23 protein-coding genes and 5 tRNA genes are annotated in these 26,336 nt (G+C 72.5%); 18 read left to right on the top strand and 10 right to left on the bottom strand.

Annotated elements, in window-relative coordinates:
* The first annotated feature begins 35 nt into the window (after positions 1 to 35).
* From ACFYZ4_RS30895 to ACFYZ4_RS30885, 3 genes are all read left to right on the top strand, one after another.
* Positions 36 to 587: a helix-turn-helix domain-containing protein gene (locus ACFYZ4_RS30895; RefSeq protein WP_351298014.1), complete on the top strand. Its 552-nt coding sequence runs from the start codon at positions 36 to 38 to the stop codon at positions 585 to 587.
* A complete protein-coding gene (locus ACFYZ4_RS30890; protein WP_390785368.1) occupies positions 584 to 2,128 on the top strand; it encodes an MFS transporter in 1,545 nt (514 codons plus the stop codon). Before ACFYZ4_RS30895 ends, ACFYZ4_RS30890 begins: the two co-directional genes overlap by 4 nt.
* Before the next feature lie 69 nt (positions 2,129 to 2,197).
* On the top strand, positions 2,198 to 3,670 hold the full coding sequence (locus ACFYZ4_RS30885) for a membrane-associated oxidoreductase (protein ID WP_390785367.1): 1,473 nt from the start codon (positions 2,198 to 2,200) through the stop codon (positions 3,668 to 3,670).
* A gap of 3 nt (positions 3,671 to 3,673) precedes the next feature.
* On the opposite strand, the gene ACFYZ4_RS30880 is transcribed toward ACFYZ4_RS30885, so the two are convergent.
* Positions 3,674 to 4,303 carry a lysophospholipid acyltransferase family protein gene (locus ACFYZ4_RS30880; protein WP_351298005.1) on the bottom strand — a complete coding sequence of 210 codons (630 nt, stop codon included), beginning with the start codon at positions 4,301 to 4,303 and terminating at the stop codon, positions 3,674 to 3,676.
* Between the two features lie 326 nt (positions 4,304 to 4,629).
* On the opposite strand from ACFYZ4_RS30880, the gene ACFYZ4_RS30875 reads away from it, so the two are divergent.
* From ACFYZ4_RS30875 to ACFYZ4_RS30865, 3 genes are all read left to right on the top strand, one after another.
* Positions 4,630 to 5,793, top strand: coding sequence for a glycerophosphodiester phosphodiesterase (locus ACFYZ4_RS30875; RefSeq protein ID WP_390785366.1), 1,164 nt, complete (start codon positions 4,630 to 4,632; stop codon positions 5,791 to 5,793).
* A gap of 73 nt (positions 5,794 to 5,866) precedes the next feature.
* Complete coding sequence (locus tag ACFYZ4_RS30870) at positions 5,867 to 6,439, top strand: RNA polymerase sigma factor (RefSeq protein ID WP_384347094.1); 573 nt, start codon at positions 5,867 to 5,869, stop codon at positions 6,437 to 6,439.
* A 37-nt stretch (positions 6,440 to 6,476) separates the two neighbouring features.
* Entirely contained in the window at positions 6,477 to 6,983 is a 507-nt protein-coding gene (locus ACFYZ4_RS30865) for a GNAT family N-acetyltransferase (protein WP_351289594.1), read from the top strand.
* Between the two features lie 34 nt (positions 6,984 to 7,017).
* Here ACFYZ4_RS30865 and ACFYZ4_RS30860 read toward each other — a convergent pair whose 3' ends face one another.
* Both ACFYZ4_RS30860 and ACFYZ4_RS30855 read right to left on the bottom strand, forming a co-directional pair.
* Complete coding sequence (locus ACFYZ4_RS30860) at positions 7,018 to 7,440, bottom strand: hypothetical protein (protein ID WP_390785365.1); 423 nt, start codon at positions 7,438 to 7,440, stop codon at positions 7,018 to 7,020.
* Positions 7,433 to 7,801 (bottom strand): hypothetical protein, encoded by a 369-nt coding sequence (locus tag ACFYZ4_RS30855; RefSeq protein ID WP_351289598.1) that lies wholly within the window; start codon positions 7,799 to 7,801, stop codon positions 7,433 to 7,435. The genes ACFYZ4_RS30860 and ACFYZ4_RS30855 overlap by 8 nt, the downstream gene beginning before the upstream one ends.
* Before the next feature lie 577 nt (positions 7,802 to 8,378).
* Between ACFYZ4_RS30855 and ACFYZ4_RS30850 the strand changes: the two genes are divergently transcribed.
* From ACFYZ4_RS30850 to ACFYZ4_RS30815, 8 genes are all read left to right on the top strand, one after another.
* Positions 8,379 to 9,443 (top strand): ATP-binding cassette domain-containing protein, encoded by a 1,065-nt coding sequence (locus tag ACFYZ4_RS30850; protein WP_351289600.1) that lies wholly within the window; start codon positions 8,379 to 8,381, stop codon positions 9,441 to 9,443.
* On the top strand, positions 9,440 to 10,108 hold the full coding sequence (locus tag ACFYZ4_RS30845) for a methionine ABC transporter permease (RefSeq protein ID WP_351289602.1): 669 nt from the start codon (positions 9,440 to 9,442) through the stop codon (positions 10,106 to 10,108). Before ACFYZ4_RS30850 ends, ACFYZ4_RS30845 begins: the two co-directional genes overlap by 4 nt.
* Positions 10,109 to 10,222: 114 nt before the next feature.
* Complete coding sequence (locus tag ACFYZ4_RS30840; protein ID WP_390785364.1) at positions 10,223 to 11,086, top strand: MetQ/NlpA family ABC transporter substrate-binding protein; 864 nt, start codon at positions 10,223 to 10,225, stop codon at positions 11,084 to 11,086.
* 239 nt (positions 11,087 to 11,325) lie between these two features.
* A complete protein-coding gene (locus ACFYZ4_RS30835) occupies positions 11,326 to 12,015 on the top strand; it encodes a GNAT family N-acetyltransferase (protein WP_351289606.1) in 690 nt (229 codons plus the stop codon).
* A 76-nt stretch (positions 12,016 to 12,091) separates the two neighbouring features.
* Positions 12,092 to 13,294: a precorrin-6y C5,15-methyltransferase (decarboxylating) subunit CbiE gene (gene cbiE, locus ACFYZ4_RS30830; RefSeq protein WP_351289608.1), complete on the top strand. Its 1,203-nt coding sequence runs from the start codon at positions 12,092 to 12,094 to the stop codon at positions 13,292 to 13,294.
* 275 nt (positions 13,295 to 13,569) lie between these two features.
* Entirely contained in the window at positions 13,570 to 16,746 is a 3,177-nt protein-coding gene (cobT, locus tag ACFYZ4_RS30825) for a nicotinate-nucleotide--dimethylbenzimidazole phosphoribosyltransferase (protein WP_390785363.1), read from the top strand.
* 1,219 nt (positions 16,747 to 17,965) lie between these two features.
* The gene (gene cobA / locus ACFYZ4_RS30820; protein WP_390785362.1) at positions 17,966 to 19,243 is read left to right on the top strand and encodes a uroporphyrinogen-III C-methyltransferase; all 1,278 of its coding nucleotides are present in this window, start codon (positions 17,966 to 17,968) and stop codon (positions 19,241 to 19,243) included.
* A gap of 42 nt (positions 19,244 to 19,285) precedes the next feature.
* Positions 19,286 to 20,104, top strand: coding sequence for an RNA methyltransferase (locus ACFYZ4_RS30815; RefSeq protein ID WP_351289614.1), 819 nt, complete (start codon positions 19,286 to 19,288; stop codon positions 20,102 to 20,104).
* A gap of 5 nt (positions 20,105 to 20,109) precedes the next feature.
* Here the strand turns inward: ACFYZ4_RS30815 and ACFYZ4_RS30810 are convergent, their stop codons facing one another.
* Complete coding sequence (locus ACFYZ4_RS30810) at positions 20,110 to 21,318, bottom strand: serine/threonine-protein kinase (protein ID WP_390785361.1); 1,209 nt, start codon at positions 21,316 to 21,318, stop codon at positions 20,110 to 20,112.
* 535 nt (positions 21,319 to 21,853) lie between these two features.
* On the opposite strand from ACFYZ4_RS30810, the gene ACFYZ4_RS30805 reads away from it, so the two are divergent.
* Positions 21,854 to 22,039: a hypothetical protein gene (locus ACFYZ4_RS30805; protein ID WP_030706226.1), complete on the top strand. Its 186-nt coding sequence runs from the start codon at positions 21,854 to 21,856 to the stop codon at positions 22,037 to 22,039.
* Positions 22,040 to 22,233: 194 nt separating this feature from the next.
* On the opposite strand, the gene ACFYZ4_RS30800 is transcribed toward ACFYZ4_RS30805, so the two are convergent.
* The 5 genes from ACFYZ4_RS30800 to ACFYZ4_RS30780 all read right to left on the bottom strand — a co-directional run bounded on the left by ACFYZ4_RS30800 (position 22,234) and on the right by ACFYZ4_RS30780 (position 22,707).
* Positions 22,234 to 22,305, bottom strand: a tRNA-Val gene (locus ACFYZ4_RS30800).
* Positions 22,306 to 22,357: 52 nt separating this feature from the next.
* Positions 22,358 to 22,429: transfer RNA gene (locus ACFYZ4_RS30795), tRNA-Val, on the bottom strand.
* A 19-nt stretch (positions 22,430 to 22,448) separates the two neighbouring features.
* Positions 22,449 to 22,520: transfer RNA gene (locus ACFYZ4_RS30790), tRNA-Val, on the bottom strand.
* Between the two features lies 1 nt (position 22,521).
* A tRNA-Cys gene (locus ACFYZ4_RS30785) sits at positions 22,522 to 22,595 on the bottom strand.
* A 39-nt stretch (positions 22,596 to 22,634) separates the two neighbouring features.
* A tRNA-Gly gene (locus ACFYZ4_RS30780) sits at positions 22,635 to 22,707 on the bottom strand.
* Positions 22,708 to 22,887: 180 nt separating this feature from the next.
* On the opposite strand from ACFYZ4_RS30780, the gene ACFYZ4_RS30775 reads away from it, so the two are divergent.
* From ACFYZ4_RS30775 to ACFYZ4_RS30765, 3 genes are read left to right on the top strand one after another with little or no spacing between them, the layout of a single operon-like run.
* On the top strand, positions 22,888 to 23,970 hold the full coding sequence (locus ACFYZ4_RS30775; RefSeq protein WP_351289618.1) for a chorismate-binding protein: 1,083 nt from the start codon (positions 22,888 to 22,890) through the stop codon (positions 23,968 to 23,970).
* A complete protein-coding gene (locus tag ACFYZ4_RS30770; RefSeq protein WP_351289620.1) occupies positions 23,967 to 24,788 on the top strand; it encodes an aminodeoxychorismate lyase in 822 nt (273 codons plus the stop codon). The genes ACFYZ4_RS30775 and ACFYZ4_RS30770 overlap by 4 nt, the downstream gene beginning before the upstream one ends.
* A 43-nt stretch (positions 24,789 to 24,831) precedes the next feature.
* Positions 24,832 to 25,674, top strand: a complete 843-nt coding sequence (locus tag ACFYZ4_RS30765; protein WP_351289622.1) for a GNAT family N-acetyltransferase — start codon at positions 24,832 to 24,834, stop codon at positions 25,672 to 25,674.
* On the opposite strand, the gene ACFYZ4_RS30760 is transcribed toward ACFYZ4_RS30765, so the two are convergent.
* Positions 25,671 to 26,165, bottom strand: a complete 495-nt coding sequence (locus tag ACFYZ4_RS30760; protein ID WP_351289624.1) for a DsbA family protein — start codon at positions 26,163 to 26,165, stop codon at positions 25,671 to 25,673. The two genes, ACFYZ4_RS30765 and ACFYZ4_RS30760, sit on opposite strands and share 4 nt — an antisense overlap.
* Positions 26,166 to 26,336 lie beyond the last annotated feature (171 nt).

Genomic DNA, 26,336 nt, shown 5'->3' with positions numbered 1-26,336 from the left:
AGACATGGACGTCTCATTTGGGGTATGCTTGTCTCATGGCCATGGATCGTGACCAGGTGCTCCGCGACGCGGCCGCCCTGCTCTCCCGCAAATCGACCGCCACGATGGACGAGGTCGCCCGCGCCGCCGGAATCGGGCGCGCGACCCTGCACCGGCACTTCGCCGGGCGCGACGCCCTCGTACGGGCCCTCGAAGAGCTCGGCATCCGGGAGTTCGAGGTCGCCTTCGACAACGCCCGCCTCGACGAGGGAACGGCCGTGGAGGCGCTCAGACGCCTCGTCGCCGAGGCCGAGCCCAACGCCGAACTGCTGGCCTTCCTCGTCACCGAGAACCAGCTGTTCGAAGGCGACCAGGTCAACGAGGGATGGTCCCGGCTCGACGCCCGCGTCACCGCCCTGTTCCGGCGCGGCCAGGAAGAGGGCGACATCCGGATCGACCTGAGCCCCGCATGGCTCACCGAGGCCCTCTACGGCCTCATCGGCAGTTGCGCCTGGGCCGTCATGGACGGCCGGGTCGCCGCCAAGGACTTTCAGTACATGATCATCGAGCTGCTGCTCGGTGGCGCCAGACGGAGTGTGGAGAAATGAGCCGTACCGAACAGCTGACCAGGCAGACGGGGACGGAGGGGAAGAGCAAGGGACGCTGGCTCGCGCTCTCGGTGCTCGTCCTGGCCGTGCTGCTGGTCGCGGTGGACGCCACCGTACTCGGCCTCGCCACCCCCTCGCTCAGCGAGGACCTCAAGCCGTCCGGCACCCAGTTGCTGTGGATAGGCGACATCTACTCCTTCGTCATCGCCGGACTCCTGGTGTCGATGGGCAGCCTCGGCGACCGCATCGGCCGAAAGAAGCTGCTCCTCGTCGGCGCCACCGCCTTCGGCGCCGTCTCGGTCCTGAACGCCTACGCCACCAGCGCCGAGATGATGATCGTCGCCCGGGCCCTGCTCGGCGTGGCCGGCGCCACCCTGATGCCGTCCACCCTCGCGCTGATCCGCAACATCTTCCACGACCCCAAGGAGCGCAGCCTCGCCATCGGCATCTGGGGCGCCACCGCCTCGGCCGGCGCGGCCATCGGCCCCGTCGTCGGCGGAGCCCTGCTCCAGCACTTCTGGTGGGGCTCGGTCTTCCTCATCAACCTCCCCGTGATGATCGCCCTGGTCCTCGTCGGCATCAAGCTGCTGCCCGAGTCCAAGAACCCGGTCGCCGGGCCCTGGGACCTGGTCAGCGTCGGCCTCTCCCTCGTCGGCGTCATCAGCGTGGTCTACGCCGTCAAGGAAGTCGCCACCCACGGCCTGACCTGGGAGGTCGTGGCCACCGCCGGGCTCGGCGCGGGCGCCCTGTACGCCTTCGTCCGCCGCCAGTTCACCCTGCCGTCCCCGCTGCTCGACATGCGGCTCTTCAAGCACCGCGGCTTCTCCGGCGCGGTCCTCGCCGACCTGCTCACCGTCTTCGGCCTCTCCGGACTGGTCTTCTTCCTCTCGCAGTTCCTCCAGCTCGTACAGGGCCGCGGCCCGCTGGAGGCCGGCCTCGCCGAACTGCCCGCCGCCGTCGGCGCGGTGGTCACCGGCCTGATCGCGGGCAGGTACGCCCGCAGGTACTCCGTACGGTCCATCGTGGCCGGCGGCCTCGCCGCCATCGGCCTGGCCCTGGCCGTCCTGACCGTGATCCACAAGGAGAGCGGCTACCCGGTGCTCGGCGCGGCCCTGCTCGTCGTCGGCCTCGGCGCAGGCTTCTCCTTCACCGTCACCGCCGACGTCATCCTCTCCAGCGTGCCCAAGGAGCAGGCCGGTTCGGCCTCCGCCGTCTCCGAGACCGCGTACGAACTCGGCGCCGCCCTCGGCATCGCCCTGCTCGGCTCCATCGTCACCGGCGTCTACCAGGGCTTCACCGCCCCGGCCGGCGTCGCGGAGCCGGTGGCCGACGCCGCGCACGAATCCCTCGGCGGGGCCGTCGAAGCCGCCAAGGCACTGGACCCGGCCACCGCCACGCAGATGGTGGGCGCCGCCCAGGACGCCTTCGTGGACGGCCTGCGCCTCGCCTCCGGCGTCGGTGCGGCCGTGCTGCTGGCCACCGCCGCGGCCGCCTGGTTCCTGCTGAAGGGCCAGCGGCTCCAGGACGGCATCGAGCACTGACGTCCCGCCAGAGGGTGGTGTCCCGAACGGAGTTGACAGTCCGTCGAACCGCGGGACACCATCCCGGCGATGGAGATCAACGACCTGACCCCGGCCGAGCGCCGCATCTGGGACGCCTTCCCGCGCGGTGAGGGCGTCGACTTCCGCGAAGCTCCCGACGAGGAAGCCGCCGACGGAGCCTCCTGGGGGCCGGAGCGCACCGTGCGTGCCGAGGTGCTCATGGCGCTGCTGCTGAGCGGACCCAGCGAGGCCGGCCAAGTGGCCGGCCTCAAGATCAAGGGCGCCAAGGTCACCGGGAAACTGGACCTCAAGTACGCGGCGATCGACGTCCCGATGCGGATGCGCGGCTGCTGGTTCGAACGCAAACCAGGGCTCTACGGGGCGCGGTTGCGCGCACTCGTCCTCACCGAGTCCTGCTTGCCGGGCCTGACCGCGGCCACCGTCCGCATCGAGGTCGTGCTGCGGCTGTCATGCTGCCGGATCAGCGGGCCGGTGCGCCTGGCGGGGGCCCAGATATCCGGAGGTCTCTTCCTCCAGGACGCCGTGATCGGCCCGGTCGGGGGCGAACTGGCCGGCGAAGCCGCGCTCCAGCTCAACCATGCCACCATCGGCACCGACGTCATCGCCTCCGGGCTGACCGTACACGGCCAGACGCGTATCAACGGCGCGGTCGTCGGAGGTCAGATCAACATGGACCACGCCCGTCTCCACGTGCCCGGCGGCACGGCCCTGCACGCGGAGACCCTGACCGTCGGCACCGACCTGCGGGCGATGCGCGCGGAGCTGCACGGCCGGGTCAACCTCACCGGGTCCCGCGTACCGGGCCAGGTCAACTTCGCGTACGCCCGGTTCGTCAATCCCGGCGGCGTGGCCCTGCGGGCCAGCAGCTGCACCGTCGGCGAGTTCTGGCTGCGGAACTGCGACACCATCCAGGGCACGGTCAACCTGCGCCGTTCCCAGTTCGACCTGTTGCACATAGAGCCCGAGACCTGGCCGGACATGGTGCGACTGGCCGGGCTCAGCTACCGGGCGATGAGCCCGCACCTGCCCGCCGAGCAGCGGCTGGCCGTCCTGGAGCGCGAGGAGTCGGGCTACCTCCCGTACGCCTACGAGCAGCTGGCCGCGGCCTACCGCACGGCGGGCGACGAGGCGGCCGCCCGGACCGTCCAGCTCGCCAAGCTCCGCCGGCACCGCCGCACCCTGCCCAGGCACACGCGCCTGTGGGGGCTCCTCCAGGACGCCACCGTCGGCTACGGCTTCCGGCCGCTGCGGGCCACGGGCTGGCTGCTGGCGCTGCTGCTGACCGGGACGATCGCCTACTCGCTCGCCCCGCCCCGCCCGCTCAAACAGGGCGAGGCGCCGGACTTCAACGCGGTCTTCTACACGATCGACCTGATGCTGCCGATCATCGGCTTCGGGCAGGAGTCCGCCTACGCGCCGAGCGGCTGGTACCAGTGGTTGTCGTACCTGCTGATCGTGACCGGCTGGATCCTCGCCACCACCACGGCGGCGGGAGTCAGCCGGTCCCTGCGCAGGCAGTGACCGCTACGCGGCCTTCGCCTTGGTGGCGTACATGTCCACGTACTCCTGGCCCGAGAGCCGCATGACCTCGGCCATCACCGAGTCGGTGACGGCGCGCAGCACGTAGCGGTCGCGGTCCATGCCCTCGTAGCGGGAGAACTCCATCGGCTCGCCGAAGCGGACGGTGACCCGGCCCGGGCGCGGCATGCCGGCGCCGCCCGGCTGGAGCTTGTCGGTGCCGATCACCGCGAACGGCACCACGGGGGCCCCGGTCATCAGGGTCAGGCGGGCGATGCCGGTGCGGCCGCGGTAGAGCCGGCCGTCGGGGGAGCGGGTGCCCTCGGGGTAGATGCCGAAGATCTTGCCCTCTTCGAGGATCCGGCGGCCGGTCATCAGCGCCGCGACTCCGCCGTTGGCCCCGTCACGGTCGACGGGGATCATGCCGGAGCCGGTGAAGAACCAGGCCATGACGCGGCCCTTGATGCCCTTGCCGGTCACGTACTCGTCCTTGCCGATGAAGTGGACCGTACGGTCGCACAGCAGCGGAAGGATCATCGAGTCGATGAAGGTGAGGTGGTTGCCCGCCAGGATCACCGCTCCTTCGCCGGGGATGTTCTCGATGCCCTCCACACGGGTGCGGAACATCATGCGCATGATCGGTCCGACAGTGGCTTTGATGAGGCGCGTACGGAACAACGTGGGCCCTCCGGCATCGAAAAGCGGTTCTGGCACCCACCACACGGCGGTGGTGCAGGTGAGGACGATACTCGCGGGTCACGTCCGAGCGCACATCGGGTTCACGTGTCGGATACGGAGTGTTGACACACGTTTCCGCCAAGTTCCCCGGATGTGCCGTCGCCGCACCCCCTCCGGCCACCGCGTTTTGCCTACCATCGGCACGCCGATCACGGGCCGCGAGCTGCCGAGACATCAGAGATCCCGGGACCGCGCGCCCGTCACGACGACGAGGAGTGGCACTCATGACACAGGGTGGGGCAGCGCGGCGCACGGTCCTGGGGGCGGCCGTCCTGGCGGCCGGGGGCGGCATCACCGGACTCGCGGCGGGATCCGCGTCCGCCGCGAGCGGCGGGCACGGCGGCGGAGGGTACCGGGACCTCCCCTACCCGACGGTCATCGGCCACCGCGGGGCCAGCGGCTACCGGCCGGAGCACACGCTCGGCTCCTACCAGCTGGCACTCGACCTGGGCGCCGACGTCATCGAGCAGGACCTCGTCCCCACCAAGGACGGGCATCTGGTGTGCCGCCACGAGAACGAGATCGGCGGCACCACGGACGTTGCCGACCACCCCGAGTTCGCGGCGCGCCGCACCACCAAGTCCGTCGACGGGGTCTCCGTCACCGGCTGGTTCACCGAGGACTTCACCCTCGCCGAGCTGAAGACCCTGCGCGCGAAGGAACGCATCCCCGCCGTCCGCCAGCGCAACACCCTCTACGACGGCCAGTGGGCGGTGCCCACCTTCGAGGAGGTCCTGCGCTGGGCCAACCGGGAGGGCCGCCGCCGCGACAAGCAGGTGTGGCTGCACGTGGAGACCAAGCACCCCAGCTACTTCCGGGCGCTGGGCCTCGGCCTGGAGGAGCCCCTGGCCAAGCTGCTGCGCCGGTACGGGCGGGACCGCCACGATTCGGCCGTCTTCCTCCAGTCCTTCGAGCCCTCCAGCATCCAGCGGCTCTCCCGGCTGGTCTCCGCACCCCGCGTCGTGCTGCTCTCCGCCGCGAACACGCGTCCGTGGGACTTCGAACAGGCCAAGGACCCGCGGACGGTCGCGGACCTGGTCAAGCCCGAGGGCCTGAAGTGGATCTCCGGCTTCGCCCAGGGCATCGGCCCGACCATGGACCTGATCCTCCCGCGCACGGCGGACGGCCGGCTCGGGACCCCGACCACCCTGGTGAAGGACGCGCACGCGCGCGGACTGGTGCTGCACCCCTACACCGCGCGCAACGAGAACAGCTTCCTGCCGGCCGAGTACCGCAAGGGCACGGATCCGGCCGCCTACGGCGATGCCCTCGCCGCCTTCCGGACCTACTTCGAACAGGGCATCGACGGGATCTTCACCGACAACCCGGACACCGGACTGCTCGCGGCCGAGGCCTTCCGCCCGGGCCGACGCCCCGTCAACGGCTGAGCGCGGCTTCCCGAACGAGTGGGCCGGGCCCGGCGGGGAAACCGCCGGGCCCGGCCCACTCGTCCCGCCCGGCATGGACCTGCTGAAGGCTGACCTCTTTGAGAAGCTCGGCCCGCTGCTCTCCGCGGAAGCGGCGGCGGAGGCCGCGGGCACCGGGGTGGACGCCGCCGACCTGGAACAAGCCGTCTGGGTCAGGCTGCTGGAGAGCGGCCGGCGCGCCCCCGATCCGGCCGAGCCGGCGGAGCCGGCGCGCTGGCTGCGCCGGGCGGTACGGGCGGAGGCCCGCCTGGCCCGGCGCCGGGCCAGGCGGGAGATCCCGTACGACGGCCCGTCGGCCGGCGACAGCGCGGGGGGCGAACCGGCCGCCGGGCGCGAACCGGCCGCGGGGGCCGAACCGGAAGACGCCCTTCTGGACCGGGAGGTGAACCGCGCACTCCGATCGGCGGTCGCCCGGTTGCCCGGACGCTGTCCGGAGCTGATGAAGGCATTTCTTTCGCCCAGAGACCTCACTTACCGTGAAATCGCAGGAGAGTTGGGTATCTCACAAGGAAGTTTGGGGCCCGTCCGTTCCCGTTGCCTGGGATGTCTGCGCAGAATGCTGGCTGCAGAGGTTGCGGCTCCTGGCCTTCGGGGAAAGGAGCGGTAGACCAACGGGCTACCAGGTGAGCTGGAGGCATGCGCACATGGGCATGAGCGTGACCATTTCGGCGGCGGCTGCCGAGGACGCTGAGCAGATCTTCAAACTGCAGTACCTGGCCTTCCAGCGCGAGGCCGAGCTGTACGGCAACTACCTCATCCAGCCGCTCACCCAGTCCCTGGACTCCCTCAAGGGGGAGCTCGCCACGGACACCGTCCTGGTGGCCCGGCTCGGCGACGAGATCGTCGGCACCGTGCGCGGCAACGTGGACGAGGACGGCACCGCCAAGATCGCCAAGCTGTGCGTCCACCCGCGCCTGCAGGGCCACGGGCTCGGCGCGCGCCTGCTGCGCGCGGTCGAGGAGGCCCTCGCGAGCCCCGGCACCACCACCCGCTTCCGTCTGCACACCGGCCACAAGAGCGAGTCCAACCTGCGTCTCTACCGCAAGGCCGGCTACGTCAAGGTCGGCGGCCGCACGGCTTCCGACGGGGTCCAGCTGGTGATCCTGGAGAAGGAGGCCAAGGACCCGACCGACTTCGCGGTCAGCGCGTAGCCGTTCGGCGCGTGGCGGTTCAGCGCGTGGCAGTTCAGCGCTTCGTGCGCAGCCAGAGCATCCCGGTGATCGGCAGGATCACCGGGATGAACAGGTAGCCCATCCCGAAGGCCGACCACACGGTCGTGTCGGGGAAGGCGTCGGGATTCACCAGGGTCCAGGTGCCCACGGCCAGTACGCCGGCGAGCTCGGCGGCGCAGCAGACCAGCGCCGCCTTGCGGGCCGTCTCCCCGCCGCGCACCAACGAGTACGTGATGAACGCGTAGGCCAGCGCCGCCACCGCCGACAGCGAGTAGGCGAGCGGGGCCTTGTCGAACTCGGTGGAGATCTGGAAGGCCGAGCGCGAGACCGCGCCCACCACCATCACCCCGTAGAGCCACACCAGCAGCAGACCGGGCCCGGAGACCAGCCGCTTGCGCGCGGCGGGAGTGACGGTCTTCGTCTCAGCGTCAGGCACCGGTGGTTCCCCAGATGTCGTAGAGCCGTACTTCGAGGACGGCGAGGACGACCGCGCCGGCGGCCACCGTCACCGATCCCCACCTGGTCCGCTCGGTCAGCGAGAGCATGCCGGCCGCCGGCACCGCCGCGAAGGCGCCCAGCAGGTACGACACGAAGATCACCGTGCCCTCGTCGGGCTTCTCGCCCTGCCCCAGCTTGACCAGGCCGATCACCAGCTGGGCCAGGACCAGCACGGTCACGACGGCCATGCCGATGAAATGCCAGTCCTTGGTCGGCTGGTCCCGCCATGCGGCGTGGCCGCACCAGGCGGCGAGGGCGAGTGCGGCCACGCCGATGGCGACCGTCAGGGCGTCGAGCATGCAGCGAGGGTATTACGGGCCGAAAGACCCGATGCGCGCGCCCCTTCCGGCCGGCCCCCCGCCCCCGCGTCCGCGCGGTGTGCGGACCGTGGTCTTGACCACAACGCCCCCTCCCACCGGGCCGCGGACCGCTGCGTGCGCACGGGGGCCGCGTGCCGCGTCGGCCCAGGTCAGGGGTGTTGGCGCGGTGACCGGCAGGGGGCGATGCCGTCCGGTATGCGGGCGGAAGTCGTCCGCTATCCGGACAGCGTTGATCGGTCAGGGGGGACGTCTGCTTTACTTGGGCCCATGACCACGACGAGCAGCCGCACCCTTGCGACCGAGGCGACGATGACGCCCGGTGCTCGTTGTATGTGTCGAATGTGCGCCTTCTGAGGGCCCCTTCCTGAGCCTCGCGCCCCGAAGCGAGACCAGCCGCGCCAGAGCGTCACCCGCTGATGAACAGCACGGCTCACTCCTGCCCCGCGCATGCGTCCAAGCCATCGTTTTCTGACGGTTCGTCCCGTATCGCGTCCCCAGATGTTCGCCCCGTGCCGGCACCCCGCTGCGCCGTGCACTCGACAGCGACGGAAATCCTGTGATCACCACATCGGGCCTCACGAAGGTCTACCAGTCCCGTGGCCGTGAGGTCACCGCCCTGGACGGCGTCGATCTCCACGTCCGCGAGGGCGAGGTCTACGGAGTCATCGGCCAGAGCGGCGCCGGCAAGTCCTCCCTGATCCGCTGCGTGAACCTGCTGGAGCGCCCCACCACCGGCACCGTGAGCGTCGACGGAGTCGACCTCACCGCGCTCGCCGGCCGCGGCCGCCGCGCCGGCAAGGAGCTCCGCGAAGCCCGCAGCCGCATCGGCATGGTCTTCCAGCACTTCAACCTGCTGTCCTCGCGCACCGTCCAGGGCAACGTCGAACTGCCCCTGGAAATCCTCGGCGTCTCCGGCCGCGAGCGCTCCCGCAAGGCACTCGAACTCCTCGACCTGGTCGGCCTCGCCGACAAGGCCAAGGCCTACCCCACCCAGCTCTCCGGCGGCCAGAAGCAGCGCGTCGGCATCGCCCGCGCCCTGGCCGGCGACCCCAAGGTGCTGCTCTCCGACGAGGCCACCAGCGCCCTGGACCCCGAGACCACCCGCTCCATCCTGGGGCTGCTGCGCGACCTCAACCAGCAGCTCGGCCTCACCGTGCTGCTCATCACGCACGAGATGGACGTGGTCAAGACCGTCTGCGACTCGGCCGCCCTGATGAAGAACGGCCGCATCGTCGAATCCGGCACGGTCGCCGAACTGCTCGCCACCCCCGGCTCCGAGCTCGCCGGCGAGCTCTTCCCGGTCACCGGCGCCGCCACCGGCCCCGACCGCACGGTCGTCGACGTCACCTTCCACGGCGAGGCCGCCGCCCAGCCGGTCATCTCGCAGCTCTCGCGCACGTACAACATCGACATCTCGATCCTCGGCGCCGCGATGGACACCGTCGCCGGCCGCCTCATCGGCCGCATGCGCATCGAACTGCCCGGCCGCTACGAGGACAACGTCGTCCCGGTGGGCTTCCTGCGCGAGCAGGGCCTCCAGGTCGACGTGATCGACGAGGCCGAGCAGATCGGCGAGATCGACGACGAACTGGCCGCGCTGGTCAAGGATGGTGCGAAGTGACCTGGTCCGAGATGCAGCCCCTGCTCACCCAGGGCACGTACGACACCCTCTACATGGTGCTGTGGTCCACCCTGGTGACCGTGCTCGGCGGACTGCCCATCGGCATCCTGCTCGTGCTCACCGACAAGGGCGGCCTGCTGCAGAACCAGCCGCTCAACAAGGTCCTCGGCGTGATCGTGAACCTAGGCCGCTCGCTGCCGTTCATCATCCTGCTGATCTTCCTGATCCCGGTCACCACCGCGGTCGTCGGCACCTTCATCGGCCCCACCGCCATGATCGTCCCGCTGGCCATCGGCGCCGTCCCCTTCTTCGCCCGGCTCGTCGAGACGGCCGTCCGCGAGGTGGACCACGGCCTGATCGAGGCCGTCGAGTCCATGGGCGGCGGCGTCCCCACCCTCGTCGGCAAGGTGCTCCTGCCGCAGGCCCTGCCCTCGCTGGTCGCCGGTGTCACCACCACCGTCATCACCCTCGTCGGCTACTCGGCCATGGCCGGCGCCGTCGGCGGCGAAGGACTCGGCTCCAAGGCCATCACCTACGGCTTCCAGCGCTTCGAGACCGGCTTCATGGTCGCCACCGTCGCGGTCCTGGTCGTCCTCGTCACGGTGATCCAGCTGATCGGCGACGGCTTCGTCCGCCTCCTGGCCCGCCGCGGCCGCACCGCCTGACCGGCCCCACCGGCCGCCCCCCCCGACTTTCCCACCCCACAGAGCCCGCACTTGTCGTGCTTGGGCCACCACCAGCAAGTCCTCGGTACTTGTTCAGCAAGAAAGGCACTCTTCGTGCGTAAGAACATCAAGCTCACCGCCCTCGCCGCCACGGCCACCGCGCTCGCCCTCGGCCTCACCGCCTGCGGCAGCTCCTCGGACCCGTCCTCCACCAAGGCCGACGGCGGCAAGGCCGACGAGAGCAAGCCGCTCGTCATCGCGGCCTCCCCGAGCCCGCACGCCGACATCCTCAACTTCGTCAAGGACAACCTCGCGGCGAAGGAAGGCCTCAAGCTCGACGTCAAGGAGTTCACGGACTACGTCCTGCCGAACACCGCCACCGAGCAGAGCCAGGTCAACGGCAACTTCTTCCAGCACAAGCCGTACCTCGACGACTTCAACAAGAAGAACGGCACGCACATCGTGCCCGTCGTGAACGTGCACCTGGAGCCCCTCGGCCTCTACTCCAAGAAGGTCAAGGCGATCTCCGACATCAAGGCCGGCCAGACCATAGCCGTCCCCAACGACACCACCAACGAGGGCCGCGCGCTCCAGCTGCTCGCCGCGAACAACCTGATCACCCTCAAGGAGGGTGTCGGCACCAGCGCCAAGCTGTCCGACATCACCGACAAGAAGGGCCTGGAGTTCAAGGAGCTGGAGGCCGCCACGGTCCCGCGCGCCCTGAACGACGTGGACGCCGCCGTCATCAACGGCAACTACGCCATCGAGGCCAAGCTGTCGCCCGCCAAGGACGCGCTGATCCTGGAGAAGGCCGAGGGCAACCCCTACGCCAACTTCCTCGCGGTCAAGGACGGCAACCAGAACGACCCGCGGATCCAGAAGCTCGCCAAGCTCCTGAACTCCGACGAGGTCAAGAAGTTCATCGAGGAGAAGTACCAGGGCTCGGTCATCCCGGCCTTCGGCACCCCGGCCTCCTGAGCCGGCGGGCCGGCAGCCCCCAGGGCCCGGCCCCGCGGTCAGGAATCTTGGCCCCGCACGCCCCTGACGGCGCGCGGGGCCGAGCTCTGCCCGCTTCCGGGCAACCCGGCCCTGCACATCCCCCGGTCGATGCTGCATGCTGTGGCCTACGACCCGTAGAGGCGGTCCCGCATGAACGGTCCCTCACCACGGTCGCATCGCCCCACGGTCGCACCACGTTCTCAGGCATGGAGCTGCGCATGACTACCACCTTCCCGGACGTCACCATCAGCACGGACCGGCTGGTGCTGCGCCCCTTCGAGGAAGAGGACGTCACCGCGCTCACCGAGATGATGAACGACGAGCACGTCACCGCCTGGACCACCGCGGCGCACCCCTACACCCAGGCCGACGCCCACCGCTGGGCCACCCGGGACTCCCACGCCGAACGCACCGAGGGCCGCGGCATCGTCCTCGCCGTCACCGAGTTCCTCACCCAGCGCCTCGTCGGCATCGTCCACCTCCAGAACACCAACTGGCGCACCCGCGCCACCGAGGTCGGCTACGTCACCGCCCCCTGGGCCCGCGGCGAGGGCTACGCCAGCGAATCCGTCCTCGCCGTCGCCCAATGGCTCTTCCGCGACCAGGGGTTCGAGCGCCTCGAACTGCGCACCGCCGCCGACAACACCGCCTCCCAGCAGGTGGCCCAGAAGATCGGCTGCATCAGCGAAGGCGTCCTGCGCAACGCGTGGATAGTGCGCACGCAGACCCCCGACGGCGGCTGGACCGACACCCGCACCGACCTCATCATCTGGAGCCTCGTCCCCGAAGACCTCGACGAAGGCGACGGATACGACGGCTACGACTCCTACGACGGCTACGCGGGCAGCACCGCCTTCGGACAGCGCGCCGACGCGCACGTCCGCACCGTCGGCGCCGACTGGAACTGAACCTATGACCGGGTAGTCTCACCGTGCCCGCCCCGACCGAGCTTCGCCCCGCCCCCACACCAGGAGACTGACGACGATGGCCGACCGGGTCACGGTGATCGGCTGGGACGGTTCGCCCCTGACCGCGGCCGCCCGGTCCGCGCTCTCCGCCGCCACCCTCGTGGCCGGCGCCGCACACCACCTCGCGCTCCCCGAGGTCCCGCCCACCGCCGAACGCATCCGCCTCGGCAGCCTCGGCCTCGCCGCCCGCCGCATCGCCGGCCACCGCGGCACCGCGGTCGTCTTCGCCGACGGGGACCCCGGCTTCTTCGGCGTCGTACGCACCCTGCGCGCCCCGGAGCACGGCCTGGAGGTCGAGGTGGTCCCGGCCGTCTCCTCCGTGGCCGCCGCCTTCGCCCGCGCCGGCATGCCCTGGGACGACGCCCAGGTCGTCGTCGCCCACCCCCGCACCCTGCGCCGCGCCGTCAACGTCTGCCGCGCCCACGCCAAGGTCGCCGTCCTCACCTCGCCCGGCGCCGGCCCCGCCGAACTCGCGCTGCTCCTCGACGGAGTCCACCGCACCTTCGTCGTCTGCGAGGAACTCGGCACCGACCGGGAGCAGGTGAGCGTCCTCACCTCCGACAAGGCCGCCGACCACAGCTGGCGCGACCCGAACGTCGTCATCGTCATCGGCGGCGGCGGACAGGCCCCGGCAGCCGACCCGGGCTGGCTGCTCGGCCAGAGCACCGCCCTCTCCACCGACCGCGGCTGGGCCCGCCCGCAGCCCGACACGGGCGAAGGCGAGTCGGCGCAACTGCGCGCCGCCCAGCTCGCCCGGCTCGGCCCGCGCACCGGCGACCTCGTCTGGGACATCGGCTCCGGCTCCGGCGGCGTGGCCGTCGACGCCGCCGCCCTCGGCGCCGCCGTCATCGCCGTCGACGCCGACCCGCGCGCCTGCGAACGCACAACTGCCGCCGCCCGCAAGCGCGGAGTGCAGCTCCAGGTCGTCGCCGGGCGCGCACCGCACGTACTGGAGAACCTGCCCGAGCCCGACGTCGTCCGCGTCGGCGGCGGCGGGGCCGAGGTCGTCGCAGCCGTCGCCGACCGCCGCCCCGAACGGATCGTCAGCCACGCCTCCACCCGCGACGAGGCGGAGGCCATCGGCCGCGCCCTCACCGACCACGGATACGCCGTCGAGTGCGCGCTGCTCCAGTCCGTCGCCCTGGACCCCCGCACCTGGGCCGAACAGGACCGTTCCGTGGTGTTCCTCCTGTCGGCAGAACGCCCTGTGACCCGCTGAGACGAGGGCCGGGGTAGGCTGGCCGATCGTCGTACTGCCTCGACGTTTCGGGCATCGCGACACCGCCGGAACGCGCGACGTGGCGCAGTCCACAGAGGACCACGGCGGTTATGGCCGCCACGATGGCTAACGGGCGCGACAATGCTTAGTGGTTGTCGTGCGGGCGGATGTGAGACGGACCCGTCGCACGCCGGCCCCCGCACGGCAACTCCGCTTGGAGGCCTCGTGGGCGACCGGGCGACCGACGAGGCAGAACCGATGGGCGAGGGGTAAGCATGACTGACACCGGCCAGGTACCGGGCGAGGGTCTCCCGGACAGTGCGGGCATGGTGGATCAGCAGGGCGTCCCCGCTCCGGTCCAGATCCCGGCACCGATTCCCGGCGGCTACGCCTTCCAGGACCTCATGGACAACCCGGCCGAGCCGGAGGACGAGGAACTGCTGCTGATGCCGAGCGGCCAGGGCGCGTGGAGCGACCCGCAGGTCGTCCCGCCGGCCCCCGTCTTCCCCGTGGACCCCCAGTTCCCCGAGCCGCCGGTGTACACCGACGCGTCCTACGGCGCCGGGACCGGATACCCCGAGGCCCCGGTGTACACCGAGCCGGCCGGATACCCCGAGCCCGCCGCGTACCCCGGTTTCCCGCAGCCCTCCTTCCCCGACAGCGGCTACAGCGCGGGCGCGCACGAGGCGGGCGGCCGTGACTCCGGCGCGCTCGACCTCGGTGGGCTCGTCGTCCCGCCGCCCGTGGCCCCCGCCGCCCCGGTGGCCCCCGCGACCCCTGTCCGGCGCCCCCTGCACATGGGCCCGCCCGTGCCCGAGGCCACCGGCGGAGTCGTACGTTCCCTCGCGGACCGCGGCCCGGCCGCGGCCCCCGCTCCGGCCGCGCCGATGGCCGCCGTGCTGAGCACTCCGGCGGTGCCCGCGCCGCTCCGCCAGGCGGGGCCCCCGACCGTGGGCCCGGAGTACCTGGACGTCCCGCGCGCCGAGGCCGTCGCGTCCCCCGCCCCGCAGCCGGGCGAGATCCCGCCGCAGGCCGGGGCCCCCTGGGCGGCGGAGCCGGTGGCCGCGCCGGAGCAGGTCGAGGTCGAGGTCGCGCCCGAGCCGGTGGCGGAGGCCGCGCCCGCGCAGGCCGCCGAGCCCGCGCAGCCGCCCGTGGAGCCGGAGCCGCTCGCCGTCCCCGCAGAAACGGTGGTTCAGCCCGAGCCGCAGCCCGAGCAGCCCGAGGCCGTCGTGGCCGAGGCGGCGCCCGCGGCAGCCGAGCCCGTCCGGCCCGAGCCGGTCGAGCCCGTCGCGACGCCGGAGCCGATCGAGGTCGCGCCGGAGCCCGTGGTCCCCGTCGAGGCCGTCGCCGTCGAGCCGGTCCGGCCGGAGCCCGTCGAGGCCCAGCCCGAGCCGGTCGCCCCGGTCGAGGCCGTCGCGGTCGAGCCCGTCCAACCCGAGCCGGTCGAGCCCGTCGCGACGCCGGAGCCGATCGAGGTCGCGCCGGAGCCCGTGGTCCCCGTCGAGGCCGTCGCCGTCGAGCCGGTACAGCCGGAGCCCGTCGAAGCGCAGCCTGAGCCGGTCGAGGTCGAGGTCGCGCCCGAGCCCGTGGCCCCCGTCGAGGCCATCGCCGTCGAGCCGGTACAGCCGGAGCCCGCCGAGGCCCAGCCTGAGCCGGTCGCCCCCGCGGAGGCCCAGCCCGAAGCCCAGCCCGAGGCACCCGCCCCCGCCGAGCACGCGGGCGACCCGGCCCCCGCCTACGACGACGCCGAGCGCGAGGCCGTCCTGCGCGTCATGCGCGAGCGCCGCGACATCCGCAAGGGCTTCCGTACCGACCCCATCCCGCACGAGGTGCTGCTCCGCGTCCTGGAGGCGGCCCACACCGCACCCAGCGTCGGCCACTCCCAGCCCTGGGACTTCGTCGTCATCCGCTCCGCCGAGACCCGCCGGACGATGCACGAGCTCGCCCAGCGCCAGCGCGAGGCCTACGCGAAGTCGCTGCCCAAGGGCCGGGCGAAGCAGTTCAAGGAACTCAAGATCGAGGCCATCCTCGACACCCCGGTGAACATCGTCGTCACCGCCGACCCCACCCGCGGCGGCCGCCACACCCTCGGCCGGCACACCCAGCCGCAGATGGCCCCGTACTCCTCGGCCCTCGCCGTCGAGAACCTCTGGCTCGCCGCCCGCGCCGAGGGCCTCGGCGTCGGCTGGGTCAGCTTCTTCGACGAGCGCGAGATGGTCCGCGCGCTCGGTCTGCCGGAGCACCTGGAGGTCGTCGCCTACCTGTGCGTCGGCTACGTCGACGAGTTCCCCGAGGAGCCCGAGCTGGCCCAGGCCGGCTGGTCCCAGCGGCGGCCGCTCTCGTGGGTCGTCCACGAGGAGACGTACGGGCGCCGCGCGCTGCCCGGCGAGGAGCCGCACGACCTGCTCTCGGAGACGGTCGCCAGCATCCGCCCGCTCGACGCGAAGGCGCTCGGCGAGGCGTGGGAGCGGCAGAAGCGCATGACCAAGCCCGCCGGGGCCCTGGGCATGCTGGAGATCATCTCCGCGCAGCTGTCCGGCCTCTCGCGGGTCTGCCCGCCGCCGATCCCGGAGCCGGCCGCGGTCGCGATCTTCGCCGGTGACCACGGGGTGCACGCCCAGGGCGTCACCCCCTGGCCGCAGGAGGTCACCATGCAGATGGTGGCCAACTTCCTGGGCGGCGGCGCGGTCTGCAACGCGTTCGCGAACCAGGTCGGCGCCGAGGTCTGCGTGATCGACGTGGGCGTCGCGGGCGACCTCCCGGCCACGCCGGGCCTGCTCCCGCGCAAGGTCCGCCCGGGCACGGCCGACCTCTCGGTCGGCCCGGCGATGACCCGCGAGGAGGCCGTCGCGGCCATCGAGGTCGGCATCGAGACGGCCCGCGACCTGGTGGCGGCGGGCAACAAGGCCCTCCTCACCGGCGAGATGGGCATCGCGAACACCACGGTCTCGGCGGCCCTGATCTCGGTCTTCACGGGCGTAGACCCGGCGGAGGTCACCGGCCGCGGGACCGGCATCAACGATGAGACGCACGCCCGCAAGGTCGAGGTCGTGCGCCGCGCGCTCGACCTCCACCAGCCGGACCCGGCGGACCCGATCGGCGTCCTGGCCGCCATCGGTGGCCTGGAGCACGCGGCGATCGTCGGCCTGCTCCTGGGCGGAGCCTCCCTCCGCACCCCGGTCATCCTGGACGGCGTCAGCGCCGGCGCGGCGGCCCTCGTCGCCCGGGCCATCGCCCCGGAGTCCCTCTCGGCGTGCATCGCGGGCCACCGCAGCGCGGAGCCGGGGCACGTGGCGGCCCTGAACAAGCTCGGCCTGCGTCCTCTGGTCGACCTGGACCTCCGCCTCGGCGAGGGCACCGGCGCCCTCCTCGCCCTCCCCCTGGTCCAGAGCGCGGCCCGCGCGATGCACGAGGTCGCCACCTTCGACTCGGCCGGCGTCACAGAAAAATAACCCGGCAGCCCCACCCCTCAACCCCCGCCGAGGCTGAATGTGCGCGGCGAGCCCAGCCGATGTGCGGTGGGGCGCCTGCCGGGTTAGGCGGGTGCACCCCAATGCCCGGGGCTCCGCCCCGTACCCCGCGCCTCAATCGCCGGCGAGGCTGAACTGTGCCGGGCCAGGCTGAATTGCGCTGGGCGGGGCTGAAGTGTGCGTGGCGAGGGCGGATCGGGCGCGGCGAGGCTGGTTTGGCGGCGCGAGCCCCGGATGGTGCGTGGTGGGGCCGGACGGTGCGGGGTGAGCTGCCGGGTTGGGCGGGTGCGGCTTACTGCCTGGGGCTCCGCCCCGTACCCCGCGCCTCAAACGCCGGCGAGGCTGAACTGTGCGCGGCGAGGCCGGATGCTGCGCGGCGAGACCAGATGGTGCGGCGAGACCGGATGGCGCGGGGCGGGACCGGATGGTGGGGCGAGGCCGGACGCTGGGGGGCAAGAGCAGACGGTTCGGGGGGATTGCGCGACGGTCGGGTGGGTCGTGCGGGGGTGTTGGCTGTTCGGAGGGGACTGGGCCGTGGGGTGGGGACACTCCGGGGCGTCCCCGCAGGTCGAGCGAACCCATCGCCGGGCAACGGGCCGGTCAGGCTCAGGGTTCGCGAGCCGAGGAGACGTCCCGGAGGGGCACCGCCCCACCCCGAAGCCGCTGCCCCGGAACCCGTGCCTCACGGCCGAGATCCCGGGCTAGGTGCCGCCCCGGGCAAGGCGTCGGCCCGCGGAGCTCGGCTGCCCCCGGAACCTGTGCCTCATGGCCGGGATCCCGGGCAGGGTGTCGAGCCGGGAGGGGCGTCGGCTCGCGGAGCTCGGCCGCTGCCCCGGAACCCGTGCCTCACGGCCGAGATCCCGGGCTAGGTGCCGAGCCAGGCTAGGCATCGGCCCGCAGAGCCCGGCCGCCCCCTGGAACCCGACCCGCACGGCCGGGATCCCGGGCTAGGCGTCGGCCCGCAGAGCCCGGCCGCCCCCCCGGGACCCGTGCCTCATGGCCGGGATCCCGGGTGAGGTGCTGACAGGGCGACCCGGGCCGGGTATAGGGCGGGGCCCCGGTGGGACCCGTCCGCGCTGCGGGACGGCCCGCGCCGTATGGTGGACCAGCACCGCATCACCGCACGTCAGTACCCCGCCGCTCCAGCGCCGCAGCGGCACGCAAGAGCACCGCACCGCCGCCCCCAGGAGCCGCAACCGCCATGGCCGACACCCCCGCCTACCCCGTAGGACTCCGACTCGCCGGCCGCCGCGTCGTCGTCATCGGCGGCGGCCAGGTCGCCCAGCGCCGCCTCCCCGCGCTCGTCGCGGCCGGCGCCGACGTCCTGCTCGTCTCGCCCTCCGCCACCCCGTCCGTGGACGCCATGGCCGAGACCGGCGAGATCCGCTGGGAGCGCCGCCGCTACGAGGACGGCGACCTGGCCGGCGCCTGGTACGCCCTCGTCGCCACCCGGGACCGGTCCGCGAACGACGCCGCCTCCGCCGAGGCCGAGCGCGAGCGGATCTGGTGCGTCCGGGCCGACGACGCCGAGGCCGCCACCGCCTGGACCCCGGCCACCGGCCGCGTGGAGGGCGTCACCGTCGCCGTGCTGAGCGGCAACGACCCGCGCCGCTCCGCCGCCGTCCGGGACGCCGTCGTCGAGGGGCTGCGCGACGGCACCCTCACCGCCGCCCGCCCCCGCACCCCCGGCGTCTCCCTCGTCGGCGGCGGGCCCGGCGACCCCGACCTCATCACCGTGCGCGGCCGCCGCCTCCTCGCCGAGGCCGACGTGGTCATCGCCGACCGGCTCGGCCCCCGCGACCTGCTCGACGAGCTCCCCCCGCACGTCGAGGTCATCGACGCCGCGAAGATCCCGTACGGCCGGTTCATGGCCCAGGAGGCCATCAACAACGCGCTGATCGAGCACGCCAAGGCCGGCAAGGCCGTGGTGCGGCTCAAGGGCGGGGACCCGTACGTCTTCGGCCGCGGCATGGAGGAGCTCCAGGCCCTCGCGGAGGCGGGCATCCCGTGCACCGTCGTGCCCGGCATCTCCAGCTCCATCTCGGTGCCCGGCGCCGTCGGCATCCCGGTCACGCACCGCGGTGTGGCCCACGAGTTCACCGTGGTCAGCGGGCACGTCGGGCCCGACGACGCGCGCTCCCTCGTGGACTGGGCCGCCCTCGCCAAGCTCACCGGCACCCTGGTGATCCTCATGGGCGTCGACAAGATCGGTCTGATCGCCGAGGCGCTCGTACGGCACGGCCGCGCGGCCGACACCCCCGTCGCGGTCGTCCAGGAGGGCACCACCGCCACCCAGCGCCGGGTGGACGCCACCCTCGCCACGGTCGGCGAGCGGGTCCGCGCCGAGGAGGTCCGCCCGCCGGCCGTCATCGTCATCGGCGAGGTCGTCCGCGTCCACACCCCCGGCACCAGCGCCCCCGGCACCAGCGCCCCCGGCACCAGCGCCCCCGGCACCAGCGCCCCCAGCACCAGCGCCTGACAGGCCGTTGGCACCGCACCCAGGACAAGGCAGTATCACCCTGTGGCTGATCTCATCACCGTCGAGGACCCCGACGACCCGCGCCTGCGCGACTACACGGGCCTGACCGACGTCGAACTGCGGCGCCGGCGCGAGCCCGCCGAAGGACTCTTCATCGCCGAGGGCGAGAAGGTCATCAGACGTGCCAAGGACGCCGGCTACGAGATGCGCTCGATGCTGCTCTCGGCCAAGTGGGTCGACGTCATGCGCGACGTCATCGACGAGCTCCCGGCCCCGGTCTACGCCGTCAGCCCCGAGCTCGCCGAACGCGTCACCGGCTACCACGTGCACCGCGGCGCCCTCGCCTCCATGCAGCGCAAGCCGCTGCCCACGGCCGAGGAGCTCCTCGCCACGACCCGCCGCGTGGTCGTCATGGAAGCGGTCAACGACCACACCAACATCGGGGCCATCTTCCGCAGCGCCGCCGCCCTCGGCATGGACGCGGTGCTGCTGTCCCCCGACTGCGCGGACCCGCTCTACCGCCGCTCGGTGAAGGTCTCCATGGGCGCCGTGTTCTCCGTCCCGTACGCCCGCCTGGAGGCCTGGCCCAAGAGCCTGGACTCGGTGCGGGAGGCGGGCTTCAAGCTGCTCGCCCTCACCCCGCACGAGAAGGCCTCGCCGATCGACGTGGCCGCGCCGCAGACCCTGGAACGGGTCGCGCTGATGCTCGGCGCCGAGGGGGACGGTCTGTCCACGCAGGCGCTGGTCGCCGCCGACGAGTGGGTCCGGATCCCGATGGCGCACGGCGTGGACTCGCTGAACGTGGGCGCGGCGGCCGCCGTCGCCTTCTACGCGGTGGCCCAGGGCCGCCCCGCGCAGTAGCGCCGCTACAGCTTCTGGGCCGCCCAGATGCCCAGCGCGACGATCAGCGTCACCACGACGAACACGATCAGCCGCTGCCGCATCAGCCGCGGGTCCGGCCGCGACGGCCGCCGTCCCGTCCCCGTCGTCCTGGGCGCCGGGCGGCCGCCCGTACGGCCCGAGGTCGGCCGGGAGGACGGGCCGCCGGGGCCCAGCGGATTGCGGGAGGACGAGGGCCGCGAGTGCGGCCCGCCCGGGGATCCACCGGGGGATCCGCCCGGGGCCCGGGGCGTGGTGGAGCCGCCGGTACGACGCTCCGCGCGCTGCTCCGCGTAGTCCTCGGGGAGCCGGCCCGTCGGCCGCTCGGTCCGGGCCCGCTGCGCCGGCGGGCGGCCCTCCGACAGCCCCTGTGCCTCGCGGGCCGCGATCTCCTTGAGCCGCATCGACAGCTGGAGCGTGCTGGGCCGCTCCTCGGGATCCTTGGCCAGGCAGGCCCGTACGAGGGGCGCCAGCGCGTCCGGGACGCCCTGGAGGTGCGGTTCCTCGTGCACCACGCGGTAGAGCATGACCTCGGAACTGCCGTGCCCGAAGGGCGAGTCGGCGGTCGCCGCGTAGGCGAGGGTGGCGCCGAGGGCGAAGACGTCCGTGGCGGGGGTGACGGCCGCGCCGCGCACCTGCTCCGGCGCGAGGAAGCCGGGGGAGCCGACGGCCGTACCCACATGGGTGAGCGTGCTCGCCCCGGTGGCCCAGGCGATCCCGAAGTCGATGATCCGCGGGCCCTTGGGGGAGAGCAGGATGTTCGAGGGCTTGAGGTCCCGGTGGACGACCCCGGCCTCGTGCACGGCGACCAGTCCCTCGGAGAGCGCGGCGCCGACGGCGGCGATCTGCGCGGCCGTCAGGGGACCCTCCTCGGCCACCTTGTCGTGCAGCGAGGGCCCGGGCACGTACTGGGTGGCGAACCACGGCCGCTCGGCCTCCAGGTCCGCCGCCACCAGCCGCGCCGTGCAGCCGCCCCGGATCCGCCGTGCGGCGGACACCTCGCGGGCGAACCGCGAGCGGAACTCCTGGTCCTCGGCCAGGTCCGGCCGGATGACCTTGAGGGCGACGCGCTGCCCGCGCCGGTCCGATCCCAGGTAGACCACGCCCATGCCGCCGGCACCGAGCCGCCGGTGCAGTCTGAACGAGCCGACGACACGCGGGTCCTCGCGCCGGAGCCGCATCATCGCCATGTCCACCCCGCTGACCGGTCGTCCTGTTGACCTGGCACAGCTTACGGACCATCCGGCATGCGTGCTCAGAGGCCGCGCCCTCGCCGTGGGATTCGATTGTCAGTGCGGCACAGCACACTTGAGGGAGCCTCAGGGGCGCCGGGCGGCAGCGCCGAGTGCGTGCTCGGCAAGCCCAAGCAGCCCTTGGATCAAGGGGGTTGAGGACAGGGGGTGGGTGCGGGTGCACCCGTACGCCACCCACGCGCGAGTGGATCTTGCCGAGGGCCGGTGGACGGACACGCATCAACGGAAAGTGACGGAAGTGAGAGAAGTCACTACCCTCCGGTCATCCCCTCCGGGAAGACCCCGACAGCGGGGGAGTGGCCTCCACCCAGGGGAGTACACGGACGAGGTCCCGTCATCCTCCTGGAGGCCCGGCAATGGGTACGAAGGCATGAGGCCAGGGGCCTTCCGCCCGCCTAGTGTTGAAGACAAGCGGCGGGTGGCGCACTCGTCCCCCGAGGTCACAAGCCCGCCGCTGCCAAACGACAGGGAGAGGGCCATGGCGGACATCGCACGGCAGGGACGCAAGGCATTCGCGTTCAACGGCCACGAGTCCGGCACCCGCCACCCGCTGGTGGCCGCGGCCATGGTGCTCCCCCTGGCCGCCCTGCTGCTCTTCCTCTTCGGAGGCTTCGATCAGCTGGCGGCACAGGCGTCGTCCGTGGGTCTGATGCCGGGGCGCTGAGCGGCGCTCCGGGCCCGGGAGAGCGGTCCGGGCCGGGACATCGGTCGTCGAACCCCGTGGGGACGGGGGAGCGACGGACGGACGGCAGGTGAAGGGTGCTGCCCGTACGACTGGGGAGTCGGACGGGCAGCACCCTTTTTCATACCGGGAACGCGAAAGCCCCGGCCGTGGAAACGGCCGGGGCTTTCGTTCGGTGCGCGATACTGGGATTGAACCAGTGACCTCTTCCGTGTCAGGGAAGCGCTCTCCCGCTGAGCTAATCGCGCGGGAACCACGGCTCGGAAGCCGCAGGTCAAGCATGTGATGCCAGGTGCTGCGTGCGCGATACTGGGATTGAACCAGTGACCTCTTCCGTGTCAGGGAAGCGCTCTCCCGCTGAGCTAATCGCGCGGGGATCCTTGCGGATCAGTGGACGATACTGGGATTGAACCAGTGACCTCTTCCGTGTCAGGGAAGCGCTCTCCCGCTGAGCTAATCGTCCTTGGAGGTGGAGACGGGATTTGAACCCGTGTAGACGGCTTTGCAGGCCGTTGCCTCGCCTCTCGGCCACTCCACCATGGAGCTGCAGGGGTTCTCGGGAAGATCCCCCACTTCGAGCGGACGACGAGACTCGAACTCGCGACATCCACCTTGGCAAGGTGGTGCTCTACCAACTGAGCTACGTCCGCAGGTCACCGTGTTCACTCCGGGGTGTTCCCCCTTCGCTCCCTGGCGACGAGTTGAACTCTAGCGGATTCCCGGGCCAGCTCAAAAACGCGTTTCCGCAGCGTGCTGCCGCTCGATCACCACAGGTCACCCCGCCGTCACCCCACCGGCGCCGCGTCGTCACCGGTCATAGACTCGCAGCCGTGCACGACCTGCCCCCCATGGCCCGCTTCGGCGGCCTCCTCGCGACCGACCTCCGGGACGTCACCAGCGATCCCGCGGCCCTCGACTCCACCGGCTTCTGGGCCGTGGCCGCCGGCTTCGAAGGGCGGCTGGTCTGCGCGCGCTTCGGGGACGTGCGCCCCGACCCGGTCCCCGCGCCCGTCCCGGGCGCCTGGCGCGGCCCGGACGCCGACCAGTGGACCTCCTCGCTCGACCGGACCGCGTACGTCGACGGCGTGCGCCGCATCCGCGAGCACATCGCCGCAGGCGAGGTCTACCAGGCCAATCTCTGCCGCGTGATGTCCGCGCCGCTGCCCCACCCGGAGAGCGCCGACGTCGACGCCCTCACGGCGCTCCTCGCCCGTGGCAACCCCGCACCCTTCGCAGGAACGATTCGGCTGGCCGCCTACGGCGTGGAGATCGCCACCGCCTCCCCGGAGCTCTTCCTGCGCCGGACCGGCCGCCGCATCGAGTCCGGCCCCATCAAGGGCACCGGCCGCACCGCCGCCGACCTGCTCCCCAAGGACCACGCCGAGAACGTGATGATCGTGGACCTCGTACGCAACGACCTCGGCCGGGTCTGCGCCACCGGCTCCGTCACCGTCCCCGAGCTGTGCGCCGTCGAGGAGCACCCGGGCCTGGTCCACCTCGTCTCCACCGTGAGCGGCGAACTCGCCGACGGCGCCGGCTGGCCCGAGCTGCTCGCCGCCACCTTCCCGCCCGGCTCCGTCACCGGCGCGCCCAAGTCCTCCGCCCTGCGGATCATCGAGGCGCTGGAGACCGCCCCGCGCGGTCCCTACTGCGGAGGCATCGGCTGGGTCGACGCCGACCAGGGCACCGCCGAGCTCGCCGTCGGCATCCGCACCTTCTGGATCGACCGCGAGGCCCCCGGCGGCCCCAGCCTGCTCTTCGGCACCGGCGCCGGCATCACCTGGGGCTCCGACCCCGACCGCGAGTGGGCGGAGACCGAACTGAAGGCCGCCCGGCTGCTGCGGGTCGCGGCGGGCCACGAGACCACCGGCATCCAGGGGACGAACGGGACGATCGGAAGGACCGCACCATGAGAATCTGGCTCGACGGAGCGCTGAAGGACGTCGACAGCGCGCACGTGTCCGTCCTCGACCACGGGCTGACCGTGGGCGACGGCGTCTTCGAGACGCTGAAGGCGGAGCGCGGCCGGGCCTTCGCCCTCACCCGCCACCTGGAGCGGCTGACCCGCTCCGCCCGGGGACTCGGCCTGCCCGACCCCGACCTCGACGAGGTGCGCCGGGCCTGCGCCGCCGTACTGGAGGCCAACCCGGTGGAGCAGGGACGGCTGCGCCTCACCTACACCGGCGGAATCGCCCCGCTCGGCTCCGACCGCGGCGACGCCGGCACCACCCTGATCGCCGCCGTCGCCCCGTCCGCCCGCCGCCCGGACACCACCGCCGTCGTCACCGTCCCCTGGGTGCGCAACGAGCGCTCCGCCGTGGCCGGCCTGAAGACCACCTCGTACGCGGAGAACGTGGTCGCGCTCGCCGCCGCGCACCGGGCCGGGGCCTCCGAGGCCCTGCTCGCCAACACCGTCGGCCGGCTCTGCGAGGGCACCGGCTCCAACGTCTTCGTCGTCGTCGACGGGGAACTGCACACCCCGCCCCTGAGCTCCGGCTGCCTGGCGGGCATCACCCGGGCCCTCGTCGTCGACTGGGCCGGCGCCAAGGAGACCGACCTGCCCTTCGAGGCCCTCGAACAGGCCGAGGAGATCTTCGTGACCTCCTCCCTGCGCGATGCCCAGGCGGTCGTCCGGATCGACGACCGCGAGCTGGGCACGGGCCCCGGGCCGGTCACGGCCGAGGTGATGCGGATCTTCGAGGTGAAGGCCGGATCGGACATCGATCCGTGAACCCTGGTGACGCGGGGCCGCCGGGAAGGTAGAACTCGAAGTGATGACCACCACCCTGCGGCCCGCGCAGCCGCTCCAGCAGAACAGTGACGGAACCCGCTCGCGGACCTACGAGGTGCGGGTCAACAGCCGGCACGTCGGCACCCTCGAACTGGCCACCAGATCGGCCGCCCAGCCCGCGATCGGCGTGATCCAGGACCTGTGGATCGACGAACCGGACCGCAGGCGCGGGCGCGGCACGGTCGCCGCGCTCGCGGCCGAGGAGGTGCTGCGCTCCTGGCGCTGCACCTGTATCGCCGTGTCGGTGCCCGCCGACGCCGCGCCGGCGCTGCGCATGGCCACCGTCCTCGGCTACCGGGAGACCGGCCGGGTCATGGTCAAGGAGCTGCCGGCCGAACCGCCCGCGCTCCCCGCGGGCAGCACGGGCCGCCCGATGACGCAGGCCGAGTTCGAGGCCTGGCTGGAGGTGGAGATCGTGGAGTACGGCCCCCGCCTCGTCTCCCCGGGGATGACCGCGGAGCAGGGCGTGGCCGCGTCCCGCGCCGAACACGCCCGGATGCTGCCGGCCGGGCGGGAGACCCCCGGCACGGCCTTGCGCGTGGTGGAGGGCCCGGAGGGCGCGATCGTGGGCAGCGTGTGGGTCGGGGAGCGCGAACTGCCCGGCCTCGGCACCGTTCCCTACGTGTACGACGTCCGGGTCGAGCCCGGACACCGCGGTCAGGGTCACGGCCGGGCCCTGATGCTGCTGGCCGAGCACGGCGCACTGGCCGCCGGCGCCCGCCACCTGGCGCTGCACGTGGTCGAGGGCAACACCCCGGCCCGACGGCTCTACGAGTCGCTCGGCTACCGGGACACCACGGTGAACGCCGTCAAAGAGCTGATCTAGGAACCGAGCAGGCGGTCGGCGATCTCCTCGATGCGGGCGCGCAGGCCGTCCTGGCTCTTGCCGCCGTCGAGGCGCTCTCCGTCGATCACGTACGTCGGGGTGCCGGTCACGCCGATCGCCTTGCCCTCGGCCTGGTCGGCGTCGACGATCAGGATGTGCCGCCCGTCGATCAGGGCGGTGTCGAACTCCTCGACGTCCAGACCGAGTTCGCGCGCCACGTCCAGCAGCACCGGCTCGCCCCGCTCGGCCAGCTCGGCGGTGCGCGCCAGGACGGCCTCCGCGTAGGGCCAGCCCTGCCCCTGCTCGACGGCCTCCTCGGCGGCCTGCGCCGCGGCGAAGGCGTGCTTGTGCTTCTCCAGGGGGAAGTGGCGCAGCCGGATGTCCAGCCGGTCGCCGTAGCGGGCCCGCAGGGCGCGTACGTCGTCCAGGGCGCGGTGGCAGTCCGGGCACTGCAGTTCGCACCAGACGTCGAGGATCACGGAATCGGTCATACGCACAGTCTCCCAGCCGCCGCCCGTCCCACCGAACGGGACCTGGGGAGGAGGTGCGACCCGGAGATGTCCCGGAGATCCGTCCGGGGGTGGCCGTGGACCTGGCCCCCGCGGTGACGGGCGGTGCAGGATGGATAGGGACAGATCGCCTTGCCGCCCACAGTCCGGAGG

The sequence above is a fragment of the Streptomyces sp. NPDC001513 genome, assembly GCF_042894695.1.
In the GTDB taxonomy this organism is placed as follows: domain Bacteria; phylum Actinomycetota; class Actinomycetes; order Streptomycetales; family Streptomycetaceae; genus Streptomyces.
Note: the sequence above shows the minus strand (reverse complement) of the source record. Positions and strands in the feature narration are given on the sequence as shown.